This window comes from Ruegeria sp. CDSC085 (assembly GCF_059610465.1).
This window is the reverse complement of sequence record NZ_JBXWNR010000001.1, coordinates 580,256-597,782: the sequence shown is the minus strand read 5'-3', so window position 1 is coordinate 597,782 and position 17,527 is coordinate 580,256. Positions and strand designations below refer to the sequence as shown.

Sequence of the window (17,527 nt, the reverse complement as noted above, 5' to 3'; positions counted from 1 at the left end):
GACGAGTCAATAAAAACCCCCTAGCGTGGTCCTGTGACGCCTGCTCAAGGGGAGAACGATGCCAAAAGTCGGAATGGAGCCAATCCGCCGGGATGCGATTGTTCGTGCGACAATCGCTGAATTGGGCGTGAAGAAATCCCTTGATGTAACAGTCAGTCAGATTGCCAAGCGTGCGGGCATGTCCAGCGCTCTGGCGCACCACTACTTCGGCGGCAAGGATCAGATCTTTCTGGCTGCAATGCGGCAGATCCTGTCGGACTTCGGCAAAGAGGCGCGGGGCGAACTGAAAGCAGCCGCGCCGGACGACAGGGCACAGGCAATTGTCAGGGCGTGTTTTGCGCCCTCTTGTTTCACACCCGATGTGATTGCGGCCTGGATGACCTTCTACGTGCTGGCTCAGACCAATGATGACGCCCTGCGCCTGTGGCAGATCTATCAGGCTCGCATCAAATCCAACCTGACCGACGCCCTGCGGCACAAGTTGGCCGACCCTCAGGAGGCGGCCGAGAACATGGTTGCCCTGATTGACGGTCTGTACATCCGCGCCGCACTCAGCGCCCCTGAAGAACCGCAACTGGCCGTGAACCACGCGATGCGTGTGCTCAACACTCTGCTCGAGGCTGAAAAATGACAAAACCGAACATTCTGATCCTGATGGTGGATCAGCTCAACGGGACTCTCTTTCCAGACGGTCCCGCTGACTGGCTTCACGCTCCGAACCTGACGAGACTGGCAGAACGGTCAACCCGGTTTGCCAATGCGTACACGGCGTCGCCCTTATGCGCGCCAGGGCGGGCCAGCTTCATGTCCGGTCAATTGCCGTCGCGCACCGGCGTCTATGACAACGCAGCCGAGTTTCGCAGCGATATCCCCACATACGCACATCACCTGCGTCGGGCCGGGTATTACACCTGTTTGTCCGGAAAGATGCATTTCGTAGGCCCTGACCAGATGCACGGGTTCGAGGATCGCCTGACCACAGACATTTACCCGGCCGATTTTGGGTGGACCCCGGACTACCGCAAGCCGGGGGAACGGATCGACTGGTGGTATCACAACATGGGGTCCGTCACCGGTGCGGGCATTGCCGAGATTTCCAACCAGATGGAATATGACGACGAGGTCGCCTACAATGCCAAAGCCAAGCTTTATGATCTGGCACGCGGCAAGGATGACCGCCCATGGTGCGTGACCGTCAGCTTCACCCATCCGCATGACCCATACGTAGCCCGTCGCAAGTATTGGGATCTGTATGAGGATTGCGAGCATCTTCTGCCCAAGGTTTCTGACATCGGCTATGACAATCAGGACCCGCACGCTCAGCGGATTTTTGATGCCAATGACTGGCGCAGTTTCGACATCACCGAAGATGATATCCGCAAGTCCCGCCGCGCCTATTTCGCCAATATCACTTATCTGGACGACAAGATCGGGGAAATCCTCGAAGTGCTGGAAACGACCCGGCAAGAGGCGATCATCCTGTTCGTTTCGGATCACGGAGATATGCTGGGCGAACGGGGCTTGTGGTTCAAAATGAACTTCTACGAGGGTTCGGCGCGGGTGCCGCTGATGATCGCATCGCCTGATCTGCCTGCCGGGCGGATCGATACACCGGTTTCAACAATCGACGTGACACCAACCCTTGGGGCTCTGGCAGGCGTCGACATGGCCGAAATCGCGCCTTGGACAGATGGTGAAAACCTGGTGCCTCTGGCGCAAGGCGAGGAACGAACCGCGCCAGTCGCCATGGAATACGCGGCCGAGGCATCCTACGCGCCGCTGGTCTCGATGCGATATGGCAAGTGGAAGTACAACCGCTGTGCATTGGACCCTGATCAGTTGTTTGATCTTGAAGCCGACCCGCACGAGCTGAACAATCTGGCAGGCAGTCCCGAACACGCAGGCACGCTGCAAACTCTGCGTGCCAAATCCGAGGCCCGTTGGGATCTGGATCACTTCGACGCCGATGTCCGCGCCAGCCAGGCGCGGCGCTGGGTTGTGTACGAAGCGCTGAGGCAGGGCGGATACTATCCGTGGGATTATCAACCGCTGCAAAAGGCGTCGGAACGCTACATGCGCAATCACATGGATCTCAACACTGTAGAGGAAAGCGCCCGGTTCCCGCGCGGCGAATAACCTATTCATATATTTGAAAATATTCCCGTCGAACACATCACGTCTCGGCGGGTCAGGAGTTGTGGAAATGGAAGCAGATTTTGTCATCGTCGGCGCAGGGTCCGCAGGCTGCGCAATGGCATATCGTCTGAGCGAGGCCGGGGCCTCGGTTCTGGTGATCGAACACGGCGGCACCGATATGGGGCCGTTCATTCAGATGCCGGCTGCACTGAGCTATCCGATGAACATGTCGCGCTATGACTGGGGTTATCAATCCGAGCCCGAGCCACACCTGAACAATCGCCGCCTGGCCTGTCCGCGCGGCAAGGTGATTGGCGGGTCTTCCTCGATCAATGGCATGGTCTATGTTCGCGGTAACGCGCGCGATTTCGATACCTGGGCCGAGATGGGGGCTGACGGGTGGTCTTATGCGGATGTTCTGCCTTATTACAAACGGATGGAGACCTGGCACGACGGTGGCCATGGGGGCGATCCGGCGTGGCGTGGCGCTGACGGTCCGCTGCACGTGTCGCGTGGCCCGCGCGCGAATCCTTTGTTTCAGGCTTTTGTGGATGCAGGTCAGCAGGCCGGTTACGAGGTCACAGACGACTATAACGGAGAAAAGCAGGAAGGCTTTGGCCCGATGGAGCAGACCGTCTGGAAAGGACGGCGCTGGTCTGCGGCGAATGCCTATCTGAAACCTGCGCTCAAGCGCGACAATTGCGATATTGTGCGTGGTCTTGCGTCTCGTGTTGTCATAGAAGACGGTCGCGCCATTGGGGTCGAACTGATCCGCGGCGGCAAGAAAGAAGTCATCAAGGCCCGGCGCGAAGTCGTTCTGGCGGCATCGTCTATCAACTCGCCCAAGCTGCTGATGTTGTCCGGTATCGGCCCAGCAGCGCATCTGGCCGAGCATGGGATCGACGTCGTTGCGGATCGTCCGGGGGTTGGGGCCAACCTGCAGGACCATCTGGAACTGTATATTCAACAGGCGTCGCTGCAACCTATCACGCTCTACAAGCATTGGAACCTGTTCAGTAAAGGTCTGATCGGGGCGCAATGGCTGTTTACCAAAACGGGATTGGGCGCATCGAACCAATTCGAAAGTGCGGCCTTCATCCGGTCGAAACCGGGCGTGGAATACCCTGACATTCAATACCACTTCCTGCCGATTGCGGTTCGCTATGACGGACAGGCCGCGGCCGAGGGGCACGGGTTCCAAGCGCATGTTGGTCCGATGCGGTCCCCGTCACGCGGGGTGGTCACATTGCGCTCGGCCCAAGCAGCAGACGCGCCGGTGATCAAGTTCAACTACATGAGCCATGAAGAAGATTGGGAGGACTTCCGCACTTGCATCCGGTTGACACGCGAAATCTTTGGGCAAGACGCCTTCAAACCCTACGCGGGCAAAGAAATCCAGCCTGGTGCCGCTGTCCAAACGGATGAAGAACTGAATGCGTTTATCGCGGAACATGCGGAAAGCGCCTATCACCCCTGTGGCACCTGCCGAATGGGGCGCGCGGATGACAAGAACGCGGTGGTCGATCCCGAAGGCCGTGTCATCGGTGTGGATGGGCTGCGCGTCGCGGACAGTTCAATCTTTCCGCAGATCACCAACGGCAACCTGAATGCGCCGTCGATCATGGTGGGCGAAAAGGTGTCGGATTCGCTTTTGGGCAAAGATCCGTTGCCCAAAGCCAACGACCGCCCGTGGATCCACCCCGGCTGGGCAACGGCGCAACGTTAACCTTTCCATACGGCCCCCGGTTGAATGCGCACGGAATACCGCGCATATCGGGGGCATGTTAAGGATTTGTTTAGCTTTTGTTCTTCTCATGCCAGGTCTGACCCACGCGGCAGAACGACTGACAGGCCGGGTTGATGTCATTGATGCGGATACCTGGGATGTCGGCGGCGCCCGGGTTCGGCTGCACGGCATTGATGCGCCCGAGCTGGATCAGACCTGTCAGGATTCCAACGGATCAAGCTGGCCATGCGGGGCGTGGGTCACTCATATGGTTCAGGAACAATTTCAGGGACGGATGACCACATGTGTCCCGCTGGATCGAGATCGCTACGGGCGCATCGTTGCTCGGTGCAGCGTTGAACACGAAGACGCCGCTGCCCAGATTGCAGAGCAGGGATTGGCCTTTGCGTACCGCAAATATTCGGACGCGTATGCAGGCGCCGAGCGGGTCGCGAGGATTGGAAAGGGGATTGCACAAGACACAGATGCGGGTGCCTTGGGTGCACAGGGCACGCAAGAAGCCGAAATCCTCTGAAACATGCCTTATCAAGGGAAATGTTTCGTCAAAGGGCGAAAAGATCTTTCACGCACCGGGCCAGAGGTACTATGCCAAGACCCGGATCAGTGCAGCCAAGGGCGAGCGATGGTTCTGCTCTGCTGCCGAAGCACGCGCCGCGGGGTGGCGTGCTGCGCGACGCTGAATTCTGCAAGAATCCTGTATGAAATTGATCCGCGTCAAAGAAGGCGACGCGTCACGCTTCTACCACTGATATGCAACGACATATGAAGGAGCGAACAGACATGTCCCACACCCCGCATGAACTGGCCGAAGAGTTTCCGGACAAGGTTGAACTGATGAGCCAGCTCAAGCAAACGGACGCGCATTTTGCCCGTCTGGCTGATGAGTATCACGAGGTCAATCGCATTGTGCATCGGGCCGAAACCAATGTCGAACCAATGGAAGAACTGGCCGAAGTTGATTTGCGCAAGAAGCGGGCAGCTCTGAAAGATGAAATCTGGGCGATTTTGTCCAAAGCTTAAAAAACAGTGCCGGGGGCACTGTCCCTGTCCCGGTCTGGGTCGGGCTCCCCCGGCACACTTCTGGCCATGTGAAGATCAGGTGACTTCGTAGGGCAGGGTACCGCGCGTATGGGTGTCGATGCTGAGGCGGCGTTCCAGCGGCGGGACCGAACGCTGGTGGCAGTTTTGTCGCTCGCAGATGCGGCAGGAAATGCCGATGGGCTCGTAGGCGCTGGCGTTGTTTATGTCGAGGTTGTCGGCATACACGAGCGCCGGGGCATGGCGTACCTCGCACCCCAGCGCAATTGCGTACCGTCTCACCGGCGCGCCGAATGAGCCTCCTGATTTCGACACATCCCGTGCCAGCGAGATGTAACGCACACCATCCGGTGTTTCTGCCAGTTGCCTGAGGAAATGGCCCGGCGTTTCAAAGGCCCGATGCACGTTCCAAAGGGGACAAGCGCCACCGAACCGCGCAAATTGAAGGCGCGTGGCCGAGTGCCGTTTAGTGATCGTCCCGGCCTGATCCACGCGAACGAAAAAGAACGGGATACCTTTTGCGCCGGGGCGTTGCAGCGTCGACAGTCGGTGTGCAACCTGCTCGATCGAGGCGCCGAACCGGTTGCTGAGCAGCTCCAGATCGTGGCGCTCTTCCTGAGCGGCCGTCAGAAACGCGGAATAGGGCATCAAAGAAGCGCCCGCGAAATAATTGGCAAGGCCGATCTTTGCGATGGACCGCGCCTCTTCGCTTTGGAACTTGGCAAAATCCAGAGTCGCTTCCAGCAGTTTGTCCTGACTGATCAGTGCGACTTGCAACAGCAGCTGAAACACTTGCGTTTGCGGAGCCGAGCGGGACGAAAGGCGAAGGACCTTGCTTTCGGCGTCATATGTGCGCAAGGGGGCGATGTCAGAGAACATTACTTGAATGCCGCGCTCCGTCAGGCTGTTCAAAGCAGCTTGCCGGATATTGCCCGGCCCTTCAGCGCGGTTGGCGAACAGTTCTGCCGCCCTGTCCACGGCGTCGATATAGTTGTCGCAATAGTGAAAGAAGTCCCGTACCTCCTCCCAGGGGCTGGCCTGCATACGGGCGTCTTCCCGTCCCAAGGCTTCGTCCAGAGAGGCGAGACGCTCATGTGTCTGCCGGTAGGTTTTGTGCAGCTCGATAAATGCGCGGGCCAATGCCGGGGCGTTTGATGCCGTCAGGCGTAAATCGGCGAGTGGCGGTAGAATATCCGCAAAAACCGGGTCGGCCAGAGCTTCGCGCATATCCGACACCAACCGCTCGCTGTCACCGGTGCTGAGCTCGGTGACATCCATGCCAAACTCTTGCGCCAGAGCCAACACAACCGTCGTCGAGATCGGCCTGTTGTTGTTTTCCATCTGGTTCAGATAGGGGAGTGAAACACCCAGTTTCGCCGCGAATTCGCGTTGTGTCAGGGCCAGTCGCGTGCGCATTTCACGCAGTTTCGCGCCGGCATAGAGCTTTTGGGTGGCCATGAGGTGCCTTTGCAAGTTTCCTATTTTGGAAGACTAACTTTGCAAAGTTTTCGGGGCAAGTCGTTACAGCCCCAATTGACGCTCTCGCCGAATGACGGAACCAATTGCGAAAATCGCCAGAACTGCGGATGTGAGCATCAGCCAGAGCAAGGGCATGGCGCCGGTTTCCCGGGTCAGCAGGGTGCCTGCCAATGCACTTAGCCCGGCGCCGCCACCCAGCATGATCGCTCCGCTCAACCCCGAGGCGGTTGCCGCCAGATGCGGACGAACCGACAGTGCGCCGGAAGTTGCATTGGGGATGGCCATTCCGTTTCCGACGCCTACAAAGGTCATCAAGCTGAAAAAGCTGAGTGCGGTGCCCTGACCTGTGAGAAACAAAGATGCTGAAAGCGCAACACCCAACGCGTTAAGCAAGCTGCCCCACAGCACCATTCGGTTGATGCCAATCTGCATGGAAAAACGACCGCTAAGAAAGTTGCCAACAAAGTAGCCGACTGCGGGAGCGCCGAAATAAATGCCTACCTGCGCCGCGCTTAGTCCAAACAATTCGGTTCCGATAAAGGGTGCGCCGCCGAGATAGGCAAAGAAGGTGCCTGACGAAAAGGCGCAGGACAACGAATAGCCCCAAAAACGTGGCGATGTCAGAAGCTCGGGGTATTCCTTGAATTGCTGAACCAGGGTCTTGCCGCTTTTGGCTGATGTTTCTCCGAAATCCGCGAACGTCAAGGCAAGCGTCAAAGCCCCGATGGCAAAAGGCAGCCAGAAGTTTGCTTTCCAGCCAAAGCTTTCCTCCAGAAGTCCGCCGATCGCCGGGCCGATCATCGGAACCACGGCCATTCCCATTGTTACGTAACCGATCATGGATGCGGCCTGATCCTGATCGTACATGTCCCGGACAGCGGCACGGCTGAGAACCATGCCTACAACGACGACCGCCTGGCACATTCTGAAGGCCAGAAAGATTTCAGCGTTGGGGGCATAGATGCATCCCAGAGTAGCCAGCAGGAACAAACCAATCCCCCACAGCAGAACTGGCCTGCGACCAGCCTTGTCTGCAAGCGGTCCGATCAGGATTTGAAGAACTGCATTGACCAGAAGATACAGCGCGATCGACAGCTGCATGACCTTGTAATCGGTGCCAAAATACACTGCCATATTCGGCAGGCTGGGCAGGAACAGGTTCATGCTTAGCGCGGACAAGCCCGCGAGCAATACAAGTGTCGCCAATGTGGGTGGTGTGCGGTGAACCGCGCGAGAGCTGAACTGCATAGTTCACATGTATAGTCACGGAATTTTGGATTGCCAGCCATCCATCAAATCCATCGCAAAACTTAGCAAGTTTACAGTTATCCAGATTGTTGTTGCTGAAAGTTTGCAAATTTGCCGAAAAGGGCTTTGGATAAGAAGGCCGAAAGGGTAGGGTCCCGGCAAATTTTACAAGGGATAATCGCCATGAAAGACATCCTTTCCGAGTTGGAAAACCGCCGCAACGACGCACGATTGGGTGGTGGGCAGAGGCGGATCGATGCCCAGCATGCGCGCGGAAAACTGACAGCGCGAGAGCGGATCGAGTTGCTGCTGGATGAGGGCAGCTTTGAAGAATTCGACATGTTCGTCAGCCATCGATGCACTGAATTCGGAATGGAAAATCAAAAGCCTGCCGGTGATGGCGTTGTCACGGGCTGGGGCACCATCAACGGGCGTATGGTCTATGTGTTCAGCCAGGACTTTACAGTCTTTGGTGGGTCGCTGTCCGAGACGCACGCCCAGAAGATCTGCAAGATTATGGATATGGCGGTCCAAAACGGTGCTCCGATTGTCGGAATCAACGACTCGGGCGGTGCGCGAATCCAGGAAGGTGTGGCATCTCTGGCGGGTTATGCCGAAGTGTTTCAGCGCAACATCACTGCGTCCGGCGTAGTACCACAGATCAGTGTGATCATGGGCCCATGCGCAGGAGGTGCGGTCTACAGCCCGGCGATGACCGACTTCATTTTTATGGTCAAAGACACCTCTTACATGTTCGTGACGGGCCCAGATGTGGTCAAAACCGTGACCAACGAAGTCGTCACAGCCGAGGAACTGGGCGGTGCCTCTACCCACACCAGGAAATCCTCGGTCGCCGATGCCGCGTTCGAAAACGATGTCGAGGCGCTGGCCGAAGTGCGTCGATTGGTTGATTTCCTGCCGCTCAATAACCGCGAGAAACCCCCGGTCCGCCCGTTCTTTGATGACCCTCACCGGATCGAGGCTTCGCTGGACACCTTGGTTCCGGATAATCCCAATACGCCCTACGACATGAAGGAACTCATCACCAAAATAGCGGATGAAGGTGATTTTTACGAAATCCAGGAAGATTTCGCCAAGAATATCATCACCGGCTTTGTCCGGCTGGAAGGTCAGACCGTCGGCGTCGTGGCCAACCAACCGATGGTACTGGCGGGATGTCTGGATATCGACAGTTCGCGCAAGGCGGCGCGGTTCGTACGGTTCTGCGACTGCTTTGAAATCCCGATCCTGACTCTTGTCGATGTTCCGGGCTTCCTGCCAGGTACGCAGCAGGAATACAGCGGTGTGATCAAGCACGGAGCAAAGCTGCTTTATGCATATGGTGAGGCGACTGTGCCAAAGGTCACCGTGATCACGCGCAAGGCCTATGGCGGTGCCTATGTGGTTATGGCATCCAAACACCTGCGTGGTGATTTCAACTATGCCTGGCCGACCGCCGAAATCGCGGTGATGGGTGCCAGGGGTGCAACCGAGATCATCCACCGGGCGGATCTGCATGATGCAGAAAAGACCGCACAGCATGTCGCAGATTACGAAGATAGGTTTGCGAACCCATTTGTCGCCGCCGAGCGCGGGTTTGTCGACGAGGTGATCATGCCGCACTCGACCCGCCGGCGTGTGTCCCGCGCCTTTGCCAGTTTGCGCGGCAAACAGCTTAAGAACCCTTGGAAAAAACACGACAATATTCCGCTTTGAACCATTCGGGGCGGTGTTGTTCGTCCCGGTTTGTTTGGCCCTGGCAACCCAATTCCAGGCAAAAAATGCTCAAATATGCGGCGGAATTGACAAAAAGCGACAAATGGTTGAATGATCCGACCCGTCAGACATAGAACCGCGCAGGCCAAAAGCACTGCGCGCGCGATCCCGGAAGGAGGAGCCTGCCTTCGGCGGGTCCGGGATCGTGCCATGTGTCTGGTGTTGTGCGCGCTCGGCACTTCCGTTTTTGCCCAGACAGATAGTTTATTGCCGGTGCCGTCCGGTCAGCCGGTTCAGCTAAGCGATGTCCTGCTGGACAACAACCCGGGTGAGCTTTGGGTGCGCTTTCGATTTGTCGCCCCGAAAATCGGAGCATCTGTGGGGCGGATTGGCTATGATGTAGCGTCGAAGGACATGGAGCATCTGTGCCAAATTCTTGCCGTTCCCTATGTGGCTCAGCACGAATTGCAGCCATCTAGAGTTGTTATTTCCCTGTCTGATCGCCCGGTGGAATTTGGTGACACCGCTCCGGACGCGACACAGTATTTTGAAGCCTACCGGCTGGAGCAGTCCCGGTGTATCTGGGAGGGGCTTTGACCATGTACTTACGCTGTCATGACTCCAAAGCATCTCAGACCAACGGTGCGGCTTTGGAGGTGCGCAACATGATCCCATCCCAGTTCGGGTTCGAACTATTATTGTCTGCGACAAACAGCTGTGGAGTGTCGCCATGCTAAAACATCGCGGGTTCCCCGGTCGCCTTTCGGGCACCGATTATCAGTTCACAATTCGGCGCGCCAATCCCAAAGGCGTTACACCGCTGACACGGCGGGAACGGTTCCGGGACCGGAAACCAGCGGACAAGCGCGCAGATATCGCGTTCATGGAAGCTTTGTGGGCCCATTTCGGCGATCAGCCGTTCGAGCGGGGCAATCTGGATGCGGGGCGTCTCAGCTGGTTGTTCGGGCGCGAAGTCATTCCGGCGGAAGACCCATTTGATCCCGCAAGTTATGACGCAATGCTGGTGATCGATGTGAACGCTGCACGTGCGTCTTTTCCGGACATAATCGACGGGACAGGCTGATTGTGATTCAAACCGCCGCATATCAGCCCTTTAAGACCGGTTTCGGGATGACCCTGCCCGAAGCCGGGCAGGATCCGTGCGCGGAATCAGAAGTTCAACTGAGCGGCGAGCTGAACGCGGCTTCCGTCAAAGGTTCTGCCGGTCGGCGCGTCGTTCCGTTCGCCATAGATGTACTCGGCGCTGAGTGTCAGATCCTCAGTTGCCTTGTAAAATGCGTTGACGTGGATTGTTTCCAGCTCGGTAAACGACAGGGTTCCGGTCGAAGTCGGCAGGTCATAGTCTTCTTTTCCGTATGCAATGCCAACATTCCATTTCGGGCTCAGATCCTGCCGGAATTCGATGGTGTAGCCATCCACGTCGTTGGCCAGGCCATTCACGATGGGATCACCAAGGCCGATCAGGTACGGGCCGAGTGCCTCGCCGTTTACATAGTTGACCTGGAACAGGCCGCCCTGCCATGGGCGAACAGAGCCGGATATCGTGAACCCGGTTTGATCGACTTCGACATTGCCGGATTGCGCCTTGCCGTAGAGGCCGGACACACGCGCGACATACGTCCCGTCATTGTACTCGGCGGATGCGGTCAAAACCGGATCATCCGAATTCGAACCGCTGACATTCTCTTCGATCGAAACTGCGAAGGACGTGTTCGTTCCGAAAGAGTTGGTATAGCGAACCTGCGGAACCCGTGCGAAGGGAATGCCAACAGGGCCGTTGAACTCCACCGAGGTCGGGTAGGTATCCAGCGGCATGAAGTTGGTCCAGGTCTGACCGATCAGCCAGTTGTCACCGATGGTGATATTGGCGTGGCGTACACGCAGTTCGGCTGTTCCGCCCGAACCAAACAGATCAAGTTCCAATTGCCCGCCGATATCGCCGATGCCGCTTGGGGTGGTGGTGCGCAGGCCGATCCGCGATTGGCGGACGGTGGCACCAAATGTGCCATCGGTCGCAGCCGAGGGTTCCCCGATGACATTCACGAACGCCGTATCCCCCTGATCGAAATCGAAGTCGTAGAAGAAGTCGGCCTTCACGTAGCCATAAACATCCAGAACGGTGTTACCGATGCGGAAGTCTCCGTTGGCGGGGCTGCTCTTGCCAGATTCCAGCGCCTCGACCCGGGCGCGCAAGGCGTCAAGCTCGGCTTGAGTTTGGGCATCCTGAGCAAAACCAAGCGTGCCGGTCACACTGAGAGCAGAGGCAGCAAGCAGGAGTGCTTTTTTTCTAGTCTTCGTCATGTGGGTGTTCCTTTGAGTGCGAGTGTGCACAAGGACCGTTTCACGAGGTGCAAATCTTGGGAAATCACGAGAATGGGAAGTGAAGACTTTGATTTTTCAAGCAAATGTGTGTTTTTCACGGCGCTGAAACACGACGTCTTGAGCCGCTTGGACAACTCATTGGCGCAAGGCGTTTCTGTATGTCCAACGCTGACAGAGAGTCGTGATGCTGCAACTGCGAAGCGCGCTGACAGCAGCTTGATCTGTCACGAAACCGTGACGGCAAAGCAGCTTGAAATGCCCGAGCAGTATCGAACGGGTATCGGCGCGAAGTTGCGCGGCATTTCCCGGTGTGGGCAGATTCCAGCCGAAATCCCGATTGGAAACAATACTGTGTTTGCTGGCAATATTGTGCTGTGCAAACTGGATGAGCCGTGCGGCTCTACTTTGCCTGCGCCGCACATGCACCTACTATTCCGTACCCCTTCCTTGCGCGGGCAGGCTTGTGTTCCCCACATAGTCCTGTCCGCGTTTTTCTTTTTGCCTGTAACGGACAAAAAGAGGCAAAATCCCGCACAAAATTCGCCTGCGCGTCCGTTGATATTGAATAACAATGCGTGTTTCGCGCATCTGACCCGAAAAGGACCAAGAAACCAAAAAGGGCAGATACTATGCGATTCTCACGCTTCATCCTTGTTGCGACGACCTGCGCGGGCCTGGCCGCCTGCGGAGACACCACGGGCGAACAGGCAATCCTCGGCGGAGGTGCCGGGGCAGTGGGGGCAGCGGTCCTCAGCGCGGACCCGTTGTTTGGCGCAGCAGTCGGTGCGGCGGGCAACGTGCTTTACTGCAAAACACAGAACACCTGTAACTAACGCATATTTTGCGGGGCGCGTGTCGTCCCGCCCGTCATCGCGTATCACGCCGTCGTGGGGATTGTTCTCTGCGGCGGCGTTTTGCGTTTCCAGAACACCAAGCCAAAGGACGTTCCATGTTCAATAAGATCCTGATCGCCAACCGGGGCGAGATCGCCTGCCGGGTTATCAAGACTGCCCGCAAGATGGGTATCGGCACCGTCGCCATTTTCTCCGACGCGGACAAGAACGCGCTGCATGTGTCGATGGCGGATGAAGCCATTCATATCGGCCCGCCACCTGCCAACCAGTCTTACATCGTGATCGACAAGGTCATGGATGCCATCCGCCAGAGCGGCGCGCAGGCGGTCCATCCGGGTTATGGCTTCCTGTCCGAAAACGCCAAGTTTGCCGAGGCGCTGGAAGCCGAAGGCGTGGCTTTTGTCGGTCCCCCGAAAGGTGCGATCGAGGCAATGGGCGACAAGATTACCTCGAAGAAAATCGCTCAGGAGGCAAACGTATCGACAGTTCCCGGATACATGGGGCTGATCGAAGACGCCGACGAGGCAGTCAAAATCTCGAACCAGATCGGCTATCCTGTCATGATCAAGGCCAGCGCCGGGGGCGGTGGCAAGGGTATGCGGATCGCGTGGAATGATGACGAAGCGCGCGAGGGCTTTCAGTCGTCAAAGAACGAAGCCGCAAGCTCGTTCGGGGATGACCGGATCTTCATCGAGAAATTTGTGACCCAACCGCGTCACATTGAAATTCAGGTTCTGTGCGACAGTCATGGAAACGGCATCTATCTGGGCGAGCGCGAATGCTCGATCCAGCGCCGGAACCAGAAAGTCGTGGAAGAGGCACCGTCGCCGTTTCTGGACGCAGCGACACGCAAGGCCATGGGGGAGCAGGCCGTGTCTCTGGCCAAGGCCGTGGGCTATTCCAGCGCGGGCACAGTCGAGTTCATCGTTGACGGTGAAAAGAACTTCTACTTCCTTGAAATGAACACGCGCTTGCAGGTGGAACACCCTGTTACCGAATTGATCACCGGCGTTGATCTGGTCGAACAGATGATCCGCGTCGCAGCGGGTGAGAAGCTTTCAATCACGCAGGATGACGTGGCGCTGACCGGATGGGCGATCGAAAACCGCCTGTACGCCGAGGATCCGTATCGTGGCTTCTTGCCGTCGATTGGCCGTTTGACCCGGTACCGCCCGCCACAGGAGACGGCAGCCGGACCGATGCTGGTCAACGGCAAATGGCAAGGGGACGCGCCCGAAGGGGATGTTGCCGTTCGAAATGATACCGGCGTCTATGAAGGCGGTGAGATTAGCATGTATTACGACCCGATGATTGCCAAGCTGTGTACCTGGGCTCCGACCCGCGAGCAGGCGATCGAGGCGATGCGCGTGGCGCTGGACAGTTTCGAGGTTGAAGGCATTGGCCACAACCTGCCGTTCCTGTCCGCCGTGATGGATCATCCGAAATTCATCAGCGGCGATATGACCACGGCGTTCATCGCAGAAGAATACCCGGACGGGTTCGAAGGCGTGGAACTTCCGGAGGCGGACCTGCGTCGGATTGCAGCGTCCTGCGCGGCGATGCATCGCGTTGCCGAAATTCGCCGGACCCGTGTGTCGGGCCGGATGGACAATCACGAACGCAAGGTCGGCACCGATTGGGTTGTCACCCTGGGGGGCGAGATCCAGTGGCCTGTCAAGGTGATGGCGGATCAGGATGGGGCCACGGTCAGGTTCGACAATGGTCAGGAAATGAGGGTGACGGGCGATTGGACCCCGGGCGATCAGCTGGCCACCATGATGGTCGACGGCGCGCCGCTGGTCATGAAAGTGGGCAAGGTCTCGGGTGGGTTCCGCATCCGTAACCGCGGCGCGGACCTCAAGGTGCAGATACGTACCCCGCGTCAGGCCGAACTGGCGCGTCTGATGCCCGAAAAACTGCCGCCCGACACCTCGAAAATGCTGCTTTGCCCGATGCCCGGCCTTGTCGTGAAGATCGACGTCGAAGTGGGGCAAGAGGTGCAGGAAGGTCAGGCGCTGTGCACAATTGAGGCGATGAAGATGGAAAACATCCTGCGCGCCGAGAAGAAGGGCACCGTTGCCAAGATCAATGCGGGCCCCGGCGACAGCCTCGCTGTGGACGAAGTGATCATCGAGTTCGAGTGATCATGATCGCGCGTTTGTCATACCAGTCAAAGCCTCCGGCATTCCGTGCCGGGGTCTTTCGGGGTGGCGAAAGCGTTCAGCCGCCTTCGCGGCGATCGCGGATTTCGCGTTCGCGCAGGGGGGTCTTGTCGATGGACCGGCCAATCTCGCGCACGCTCCACGGAGAAGGTTTGCGCAGTTTGACCACACCGTCCTTGTCGACGAATACCATCTGGAAACCACGCGGCCGCAACTGTGACCGGATCGGGGACCGCGCCGACGGATCGGTATCGGTCAGAACCACCACGTCGCGTTCACGCATGGCGGCCTCACCTTCGAGCAACATGTCGATCTGTTGTTGGAACCGCGGGTCCGCCGGCGTGTCGGCAAAAACCACGATCGGGCGGCTGACCCAGAGAAAATCGCTGAGTTCGCTGTCACCTACCGGGCGGACAAAGCTGTCATCCGTCGTCGCTGTGCCATCCGCCGCCCAGACGGACAGCGGGATTAGTGCCGAGAAAACAAAGGCAAGCGTGCGTATCATGTGGCCTCCTGTTCCTTCGAATATAGCCTCTGTGCCACCGATTGCGACCGACGATTTGTACCAAACACTCAAAATGTCGCGCTTGCGCCTGAATGAAACGGCCAAGTGCAGGACCTCAATGCGGAAGCTTTCGACTGCCGCCATCCGAATTGACGAGAGGAAACCGAAATGACCGACACGAAGGACTGGAAAGCGCTGGCCGAGAAAGAGCTGCGCGGACGTCCGTTGGACGACCTGACCAAAGAGACTCTGGAAGGCATCGCGGTCAAGCCGCTCTATACGCAGGAAGACACCGCCGATTTGCCGCATATGGGCTCGCTGCCGGGCTTTGGTCCGTTTACACGCGGCGTGAAGGCCACGATGTATGCGGGCCGTCCGTGGACGATCCGTCAATATGCGGGCTTTTCCACCGCCGAAGAATCCAACGCATTCTACCGTCGCAATCTTGCGGCCGGTCAGCAGGGGGTTTCGGTCGCGTTCGATCTGGCGACGCATCGCGGCTATGACAGCGACCATCCCCGGGTGGTTGGTGATGTTGGTAAGGCTGGCGTGGCCATCGACAGTGTCGAAGACATGAAGATCCTGTTCGACGGCATCCCGCTCGATAAGGTCTCGGTCTCGATGACCATGAACGGTGCGGTGATCCCGATTCTGGCGAATTTCATCGTTGCGGGTGAAGAACAGGGTCACGACAAATCTGTCCTGTCCGGCACCATTCAGAACGACATTCTGAAAGAGTTCATGGTGCGCAACACATATATCTATCCGCCCGAACCGTCGATGAAGATCATCTCGGACATCATTGAATACACCTCGAATGAAATGCCCAAGTTCAATTCGATCTCGATCTCAGGCTATCACATGCAAGAGGCCGGGGCGAACCTGGTTCAGGAGCTGGCCTATACGCTGGCCGATGGGCGCGAATACGTTCGGGCCGCGACCGAAGCGGGTATGGACGTCGACAAGTTTGCAGGTCGCCTTTCTTTCTTCTTTGCCATCGGCATGAACTTTTTCATGGAAATCGCCAAACTGCGTGCCGCACGCACGCTGTGGCACCGGGTCATGACCGAGTTCGGGGCAAAGTCCGAGCGCTCAAAGATGCTGCGGACACACTGCCAGACTTCGGGTGTCAGCTTGCAGGAACAGGACCCCTACAACAACGTCATCCGTACCGCCTATGAGGCCATGAGTGCAGTACTGGGCGGCACACAGTCGCTTCACACCAACGCGCTGGACGAGGCGATTGCCCTGCCCACGGATTTCTCTGCCCGCATCGCACGGAACACGCAACTGGTGCTTCAGGAAGAAACCGGTGTAACCGATGTGGTCGATCCGCTGGCCGGGTCCTACTATGTCGAAAGCCTGACCAATGAGTTGGTCGAAAAAGCCTGGGCCCTGATGGAAGAGGTCGAGGAAATGGGTGGTATGACCAAGGCCGTGGCCTCGGGTATGCCCAAGCTGCGGATCGAGGAAAGCGCGGCACGCCGTCAGGCCATGATCGACCGGGGTGAAGAGGTCATCGTCGGCGTCAACAAGTACCGTAAGGAACAGGAAGACCCGATCGATATCCTGGACGTCGACAACGTGGCCGTACGCGAAGCTCAGGTCGCACGGCTGGAACGTATCCGTGCAACGCGGGACGAGGCCGCCTGTCAACAGGCACTGGACGCACTGACCACGACCACCCGCGAGGGAGGAAACCTGCTGGCCGCCGCCGTCGAGGCCGCCCGTGCCCGCGCATCCGTAGGAGAGATCAGCATGGCAATGGAGAAGGAATTCGGCCGCCACCGCGCCGAGGTGAAAACCCTGGCCGGCGTTTATGGCGCGGCCTATGAGGGTGACGAAGGCTTTGCCGCGATCCAGAAATCCATTGAGGAATTCGCCGAGGCCGAAGGCCGCCGCCCCCGTCTTCTGGTGGTCAAGATGGGGCAGGATGGACACGACCGGGGTGCCAAGGTCATCGCGACCGCTTTTGCCGATATCGGGTTTGACGTGGACGTGGGCCCCTTGTTCCAGACACCGGCTGAGGCTGCGCAGGACGCGGTCGACAATGACGTGCATGTGGTCGGCATTTCCTCGCAGGCGGCAGGGCACAAGACATTGGCCCCGCAACTGGTGGAAGAGCTGAAAAAGGCCGGGGCCGAGGACATCATCGTGATCTGCGGCGGGGTGATCCCGCAGCAGGACTACCAGTTCCTATACGATCATGGGGTCAAGGCCATCTTTGGTCCGGGCACCAACATTCCCGAGGCCGCTCAGGACATCCTGCGCCTGATCAGCGAAGCGCGCGGTTGACGAA

The 17,527-nt window shown here is 57.9% G+C and carries 16 protein-coding genes; 12 read left to right on the top strand and 4 right to left on the bottom strand.

Annotated elements, in window-relative coordinates; all coding sequences use genetic code 11:
- Nucleotides 1-58 precede the first annotated feature (58 nt).
- The 6 genes from betI to AC2FJB_RS02980 all read left to right on the top strand — a co-directional run bounded on the left by betI (nt 59) and on the right by AC2FJB_RS02980 (nt 4,903).
- Nucleotides 59-631 carry a choline-binding transcriptional repressor BetI gene (gene betI / locus AC2FJB_RS03005; protein ID WP_117868265.1) on the top strand — a complete coding sequence of 191 codons (573 nt, stop codon included), beginning with the start codon at nt 59-61 and terminating at the stop codon, nt 629-631.
- On the top strand, nt 628-2,136 hold the full coding sequence (betC, locus tag AC2FJB_RS03000; protein ID WP_496719118.1) for a choline-sulfatase: 1,509 nt from the start codon (nt 628-630) through the stop codon (nt 2,134-2,136). The genes betI and betC overlap by 4 nt, the downstream gene beginning before the upstream one ends.
- Nucleotides 2,137-2,203: 67 nt before the next feature.
- A complete protein-coding gene (gene betA / locus AC2FJB_RS02995) occupies nt 2,204-3,862 on the top strand; it encodes a choline dehydrogenase (protein WP_496719117.1) in 1,659 nt (552 codons plus the stop codon).
- A gap of 88 nt (nt 3,863-3,950) precedes the next feature.
- Nucleotides 3,951-4,397 carry a thermonuclease family protein gene (locus AC2FJB_RS02990; RefSeq protein WP_496719116.1) on the top strand — a complete coding sequence of 149 codons (447 nt, stop codon included), beginning with the start codon at nt 3,951-3,953 and terminating at the stop codon, nt 4,395-4,397.
- Nucleotides 4,294-4,563 (top strand): sunset domain-containing protein, encoded by a 270-nt coding sequence (locus AC2FJB_RS02985; RefSeq protein ID WP_496719115.1) that lies wholly within the window; start codon nt 4,294-4,296, stop codon nt 4,561-4,563. The genes AC2FJB_RS02990 and AC2FJB_RS02985 overlap by 104 nt, the downstream gene beginning before the upstream one ends.
- A gap of 100 nt (nt 4,564-4,663) precedes the next feature.
- Entirely contained in the window at nt 4,664-4,903 is a 240-nt protein-coding gene (locus AC2FJB_RS02980) for an HP1242/YdcH family protein (protein WP_496675822.1), read from the top strand.
- 75 nt (nt 4,904-4,978) lie between these two features.
- Here AC2FJB_RS02980 and AC2FJB_RS02975 read toward each other — a convergent pair whose 3' ends face one another.
- Both AC2FJB_RS02975 and AC2FJB_RS02970 read right to left on the bottom strand, forming a co-directional pair.
- Nucleotides 4,979-6,379, bottom strand: coding sequence for a helix-turn-helix domain-containing protein (locus tag AC2FJB_RS02975; RefSeq protein ID WP_299894925.1), 1,401 nt, complete (start codon nt 6,377-6,379; stop codon nt 4,979-4,981).
- Nucleotides 6,380-6,442: 63 nt separating this feature from the next.
- Nucleotides 6,443-7,648 (bottom strand): multidrug effflux MFS transporter, encoded by a 1,206-nt coding sequence (locus AC2FJB_RS02970; RefSeq protein WP_299637900.1) that lies wholly within the window; start codon nt 7,646-7,648, stop codon nt 6,443-6,445.
- A gap of 183 nt (nt 7,649-7,831) precedes the next feature.
- On the opposite strand from AC2FJB_RS02970, the gene AC2FJB_RS02965 reads away from it, so the two are divergent.
- From AC2FJB_RS02965 to AC2FJB_RS02955, 3 genes are all read left to right on the top strand, one after another.
- Nucleotides 7,832-9,364 (top strand): acyl-CoA carboxylase subunit beta, encoded by a 1,533-nt coding sequence (locus tag AC2FJB_RS02965; protein WP_299894919.1) that lies wholly within the window; start codon nt 7,832-7,834, stop codon nt 9,362-9,364.
- Nucleotides 9,365-9,574: 210 nt separating this feature from the next.
- A complete protein-coding gene (locus AC2FJB_RS02960; RefSeq protein WP_299637905.1) occupies nt 9,575-9,961 on the top strand; it encodes a DUF6497 family protein in 387 nt (128 codons plus the stop codon).
- A 133-nt stretch (nt 9,962-10,094) separates the two neighbouring features.
- Nucleotides 10,095-10,448, top strand: a complete 354-nt coding sequence (locus AC2FJB_RS02955; RefSeq protein WP_117868273.1) for a hypothetical protein — start codon at nt 10,095-10,097, stop codon at nt 10,446-10,448.
- An 86-nt stretch (nt 10,449-10,534) separates the two neighbouring features.
- Here AC2FJB_RS02955 and AC2FJB_RS02950 read toward each other — a convergent pair whose 3' ends face one another.
- On the bottom strand, nt 10,535-11,686 hold the full coding sequence (locus tag AC2FJB_RS02950) for a DcaP family trimeric outer membrane transporter (protein WP_496719113.1): 1,152 nt from the start codon (nt 11,684-11,686) through the stop codon (nt 10,535-10,537).
- Between the two features lie 650 nt (nt 11,687-12,336).
- On the opposite strand from AC2FJB_RS02950, the gene AC2FJB_RS02945 reads away from it, so the two are divergent.
- On the top strand, nt 12,337-12,540 hold the full coding sequence (locus AC2FJB_RS02945) for a hypothetical protein (RefSeq protein WP_117868275.1): 204 nt from the start codon (nt 12,337-12,339) through the stop codon (nt 12,538-12,540).
- A 116-nt stretch (nt 12,541-12,656) separates the two neighbouring features.
- A complete protein-coding gene (locus AC2FJB_RS02940) occupies nt 12,657-14,705 on the top strand; it encodes an acetyl-CoA carboxylase biotin carboxylase subunit (RefSeq protein WP_496719112.1) in 2,049 nt (682 codons plus the stop codon).
- A 76-nt stretch (nt 14,706-14,781) separates the two neighbouring features.
- Here the strand turns inward: AC2FJB_RS02940 and AC2FJB_RS02935 are convergent, their stop codons facing one another.
- Nucleotides 14,782-15,228 (bottom strand): DUF4174 domain-containing protein, encoded by a 447-nt coding sequence (locus AC2FJB_RS02935; protein ID WP_117872598.1) that lies wholly within the window; start codon nt 15,226-15,228, stop codon nt 14,782-14,784.
- Between the two features lie 168 nt (nt 15,229-15,396).
- Between AC2FJB_RS02935 and scpA the strand changes: the two genes are divergently transcribed.
- Nucleotides 15,397-17,523 (top strand): methylmalonyl-CoA mutase, encoded by a 2,127-nt coding sequence (gene scpA / locus AC2FJB_RS02930; RefSeq protein ID WP_496719111.1) that lies wholly within the window; start codon nt 15,397-15,399, stop codon nt 17,521-17,523.
- Nucleotides 17,524-17,527 lie beyond the last annotated feature (4 nt).

Excerpts from the sequence above, each read along its gene's own strand:
- betI (WP_117868265.1), top strand. The coding sequence starts at position 59 with ATGCCAAAAGTCGGAATGGAGCCAATCCGCCGGGATGCGATTGTTCGT.
- betC (WP_496719118.1), top strand. The coding sequence starts at position 628 with ATGACAAAACCGAACATTCTGATCCTGATGGTGGATCAGCTCAACGGG.
- betA (WP_496719117.1), top strand. The coding sequence starts at position 2,204 with ATGGAAGCAGATTTTGTCATCGTCGGCGCAGGGTCCGCAGGCTGCGCA.
- AC2FJB_RS02990 (WP_496719116.1), top strand. The coding sequence starts at position 3,951 with ATGCCAGGTCTGACCCACGCGGCAGAACGACTGACAGGCCGGGTTGAT.
- AC2FJB_RS02985 (WP_496719115.1), top strand. The coding sequence starts at position 4,294 with ATGCAGGCGCCGAGCGGGTCGCGAGGATTGGAAAGGGGATTGCACAAG.
- AC2FJB_RS02980 (WP_496675822.1), top strand. The coding sequence starts at position 4,664 with ATGTCCCACACCCCGCATGAACTGGCCGAAGAGTTTCCGGACAAGGTT.
- AC2FJB_RS02975 (WP_299894925.1), bottom strand. The coding sequence starts at position 6,379 with ATGGCCACCCAAAAGCTCTATGCCGGCGCGAAACTGCGTGAAATGCGC.
- AC2FJB_RS02970 (WP_299637900.1), bottom strand. The coding sequence starts at position 7,648 with ATGCAGTTCAGCTCTCGCGCGGTTCACCGCACACCACCCACATTGGCG.
- AC2FJB_RS02965 (WP_299894919.1), top strand. The coding sequence starts at position 7,832 with ATGAAAGACATCCTTTCCGAGTTGGAAAACCGCCGCAACGACGCACGA.
- AC2FJB_RS02960 (WP_299637905.1), top strand. The coding sequence starts at position 9,575 with ATGTGTCTGGTGTTGTGCGCGCTCGGCACTTCCGTTTTTGCCCAGACA.
- AC2FJB_RS02955 (WP_117868273.1), top strand. The coding sequence starts at position 10,095 with ATGCTAAAACATCGCGGGTTCCCCGGTCGCCTTTCGGGCACCGATTAT.
- AC2FJB_RS02950 (WP_496719113.1), bottom strand. The coding sequence starts at position 11,686 with ATGACGAAGACTAGAAAAAAAGCACTCCTGCTTGCTGCCTCTGCTCTC.
- AC2FJB_RS02945 (WP_117868275.1), top strand. The coding sequence starts at position 12,337 with ATGCGATTCTCACGCTTCATCCTTGTTGCGACGACCTGCGCGGGCCTG.
- AC2FJB_RS02940 (WP_496719112.1), top strand. The coding sequence starts at position 12,657 with ATGTTCAATAAGATCCTGATCGCCAACCGGGGCGAGATCGCCTGCCGG.
- AC2FJB_RS02935 (WP_117872598.1), bottom strand. The coding sequence starts at position 15,228 with ATGATACGCACGCTTGCCTTTGTTTTCTCGGCACTAATCCCGCTGTCC.
- scpA (WP_496719111.1), top strand. The coding sequence starts at position 15,397 with ATGACCGACACGAAGGACTGGAAAGCGCTGGCCGAGAAAGAGCTGCGC.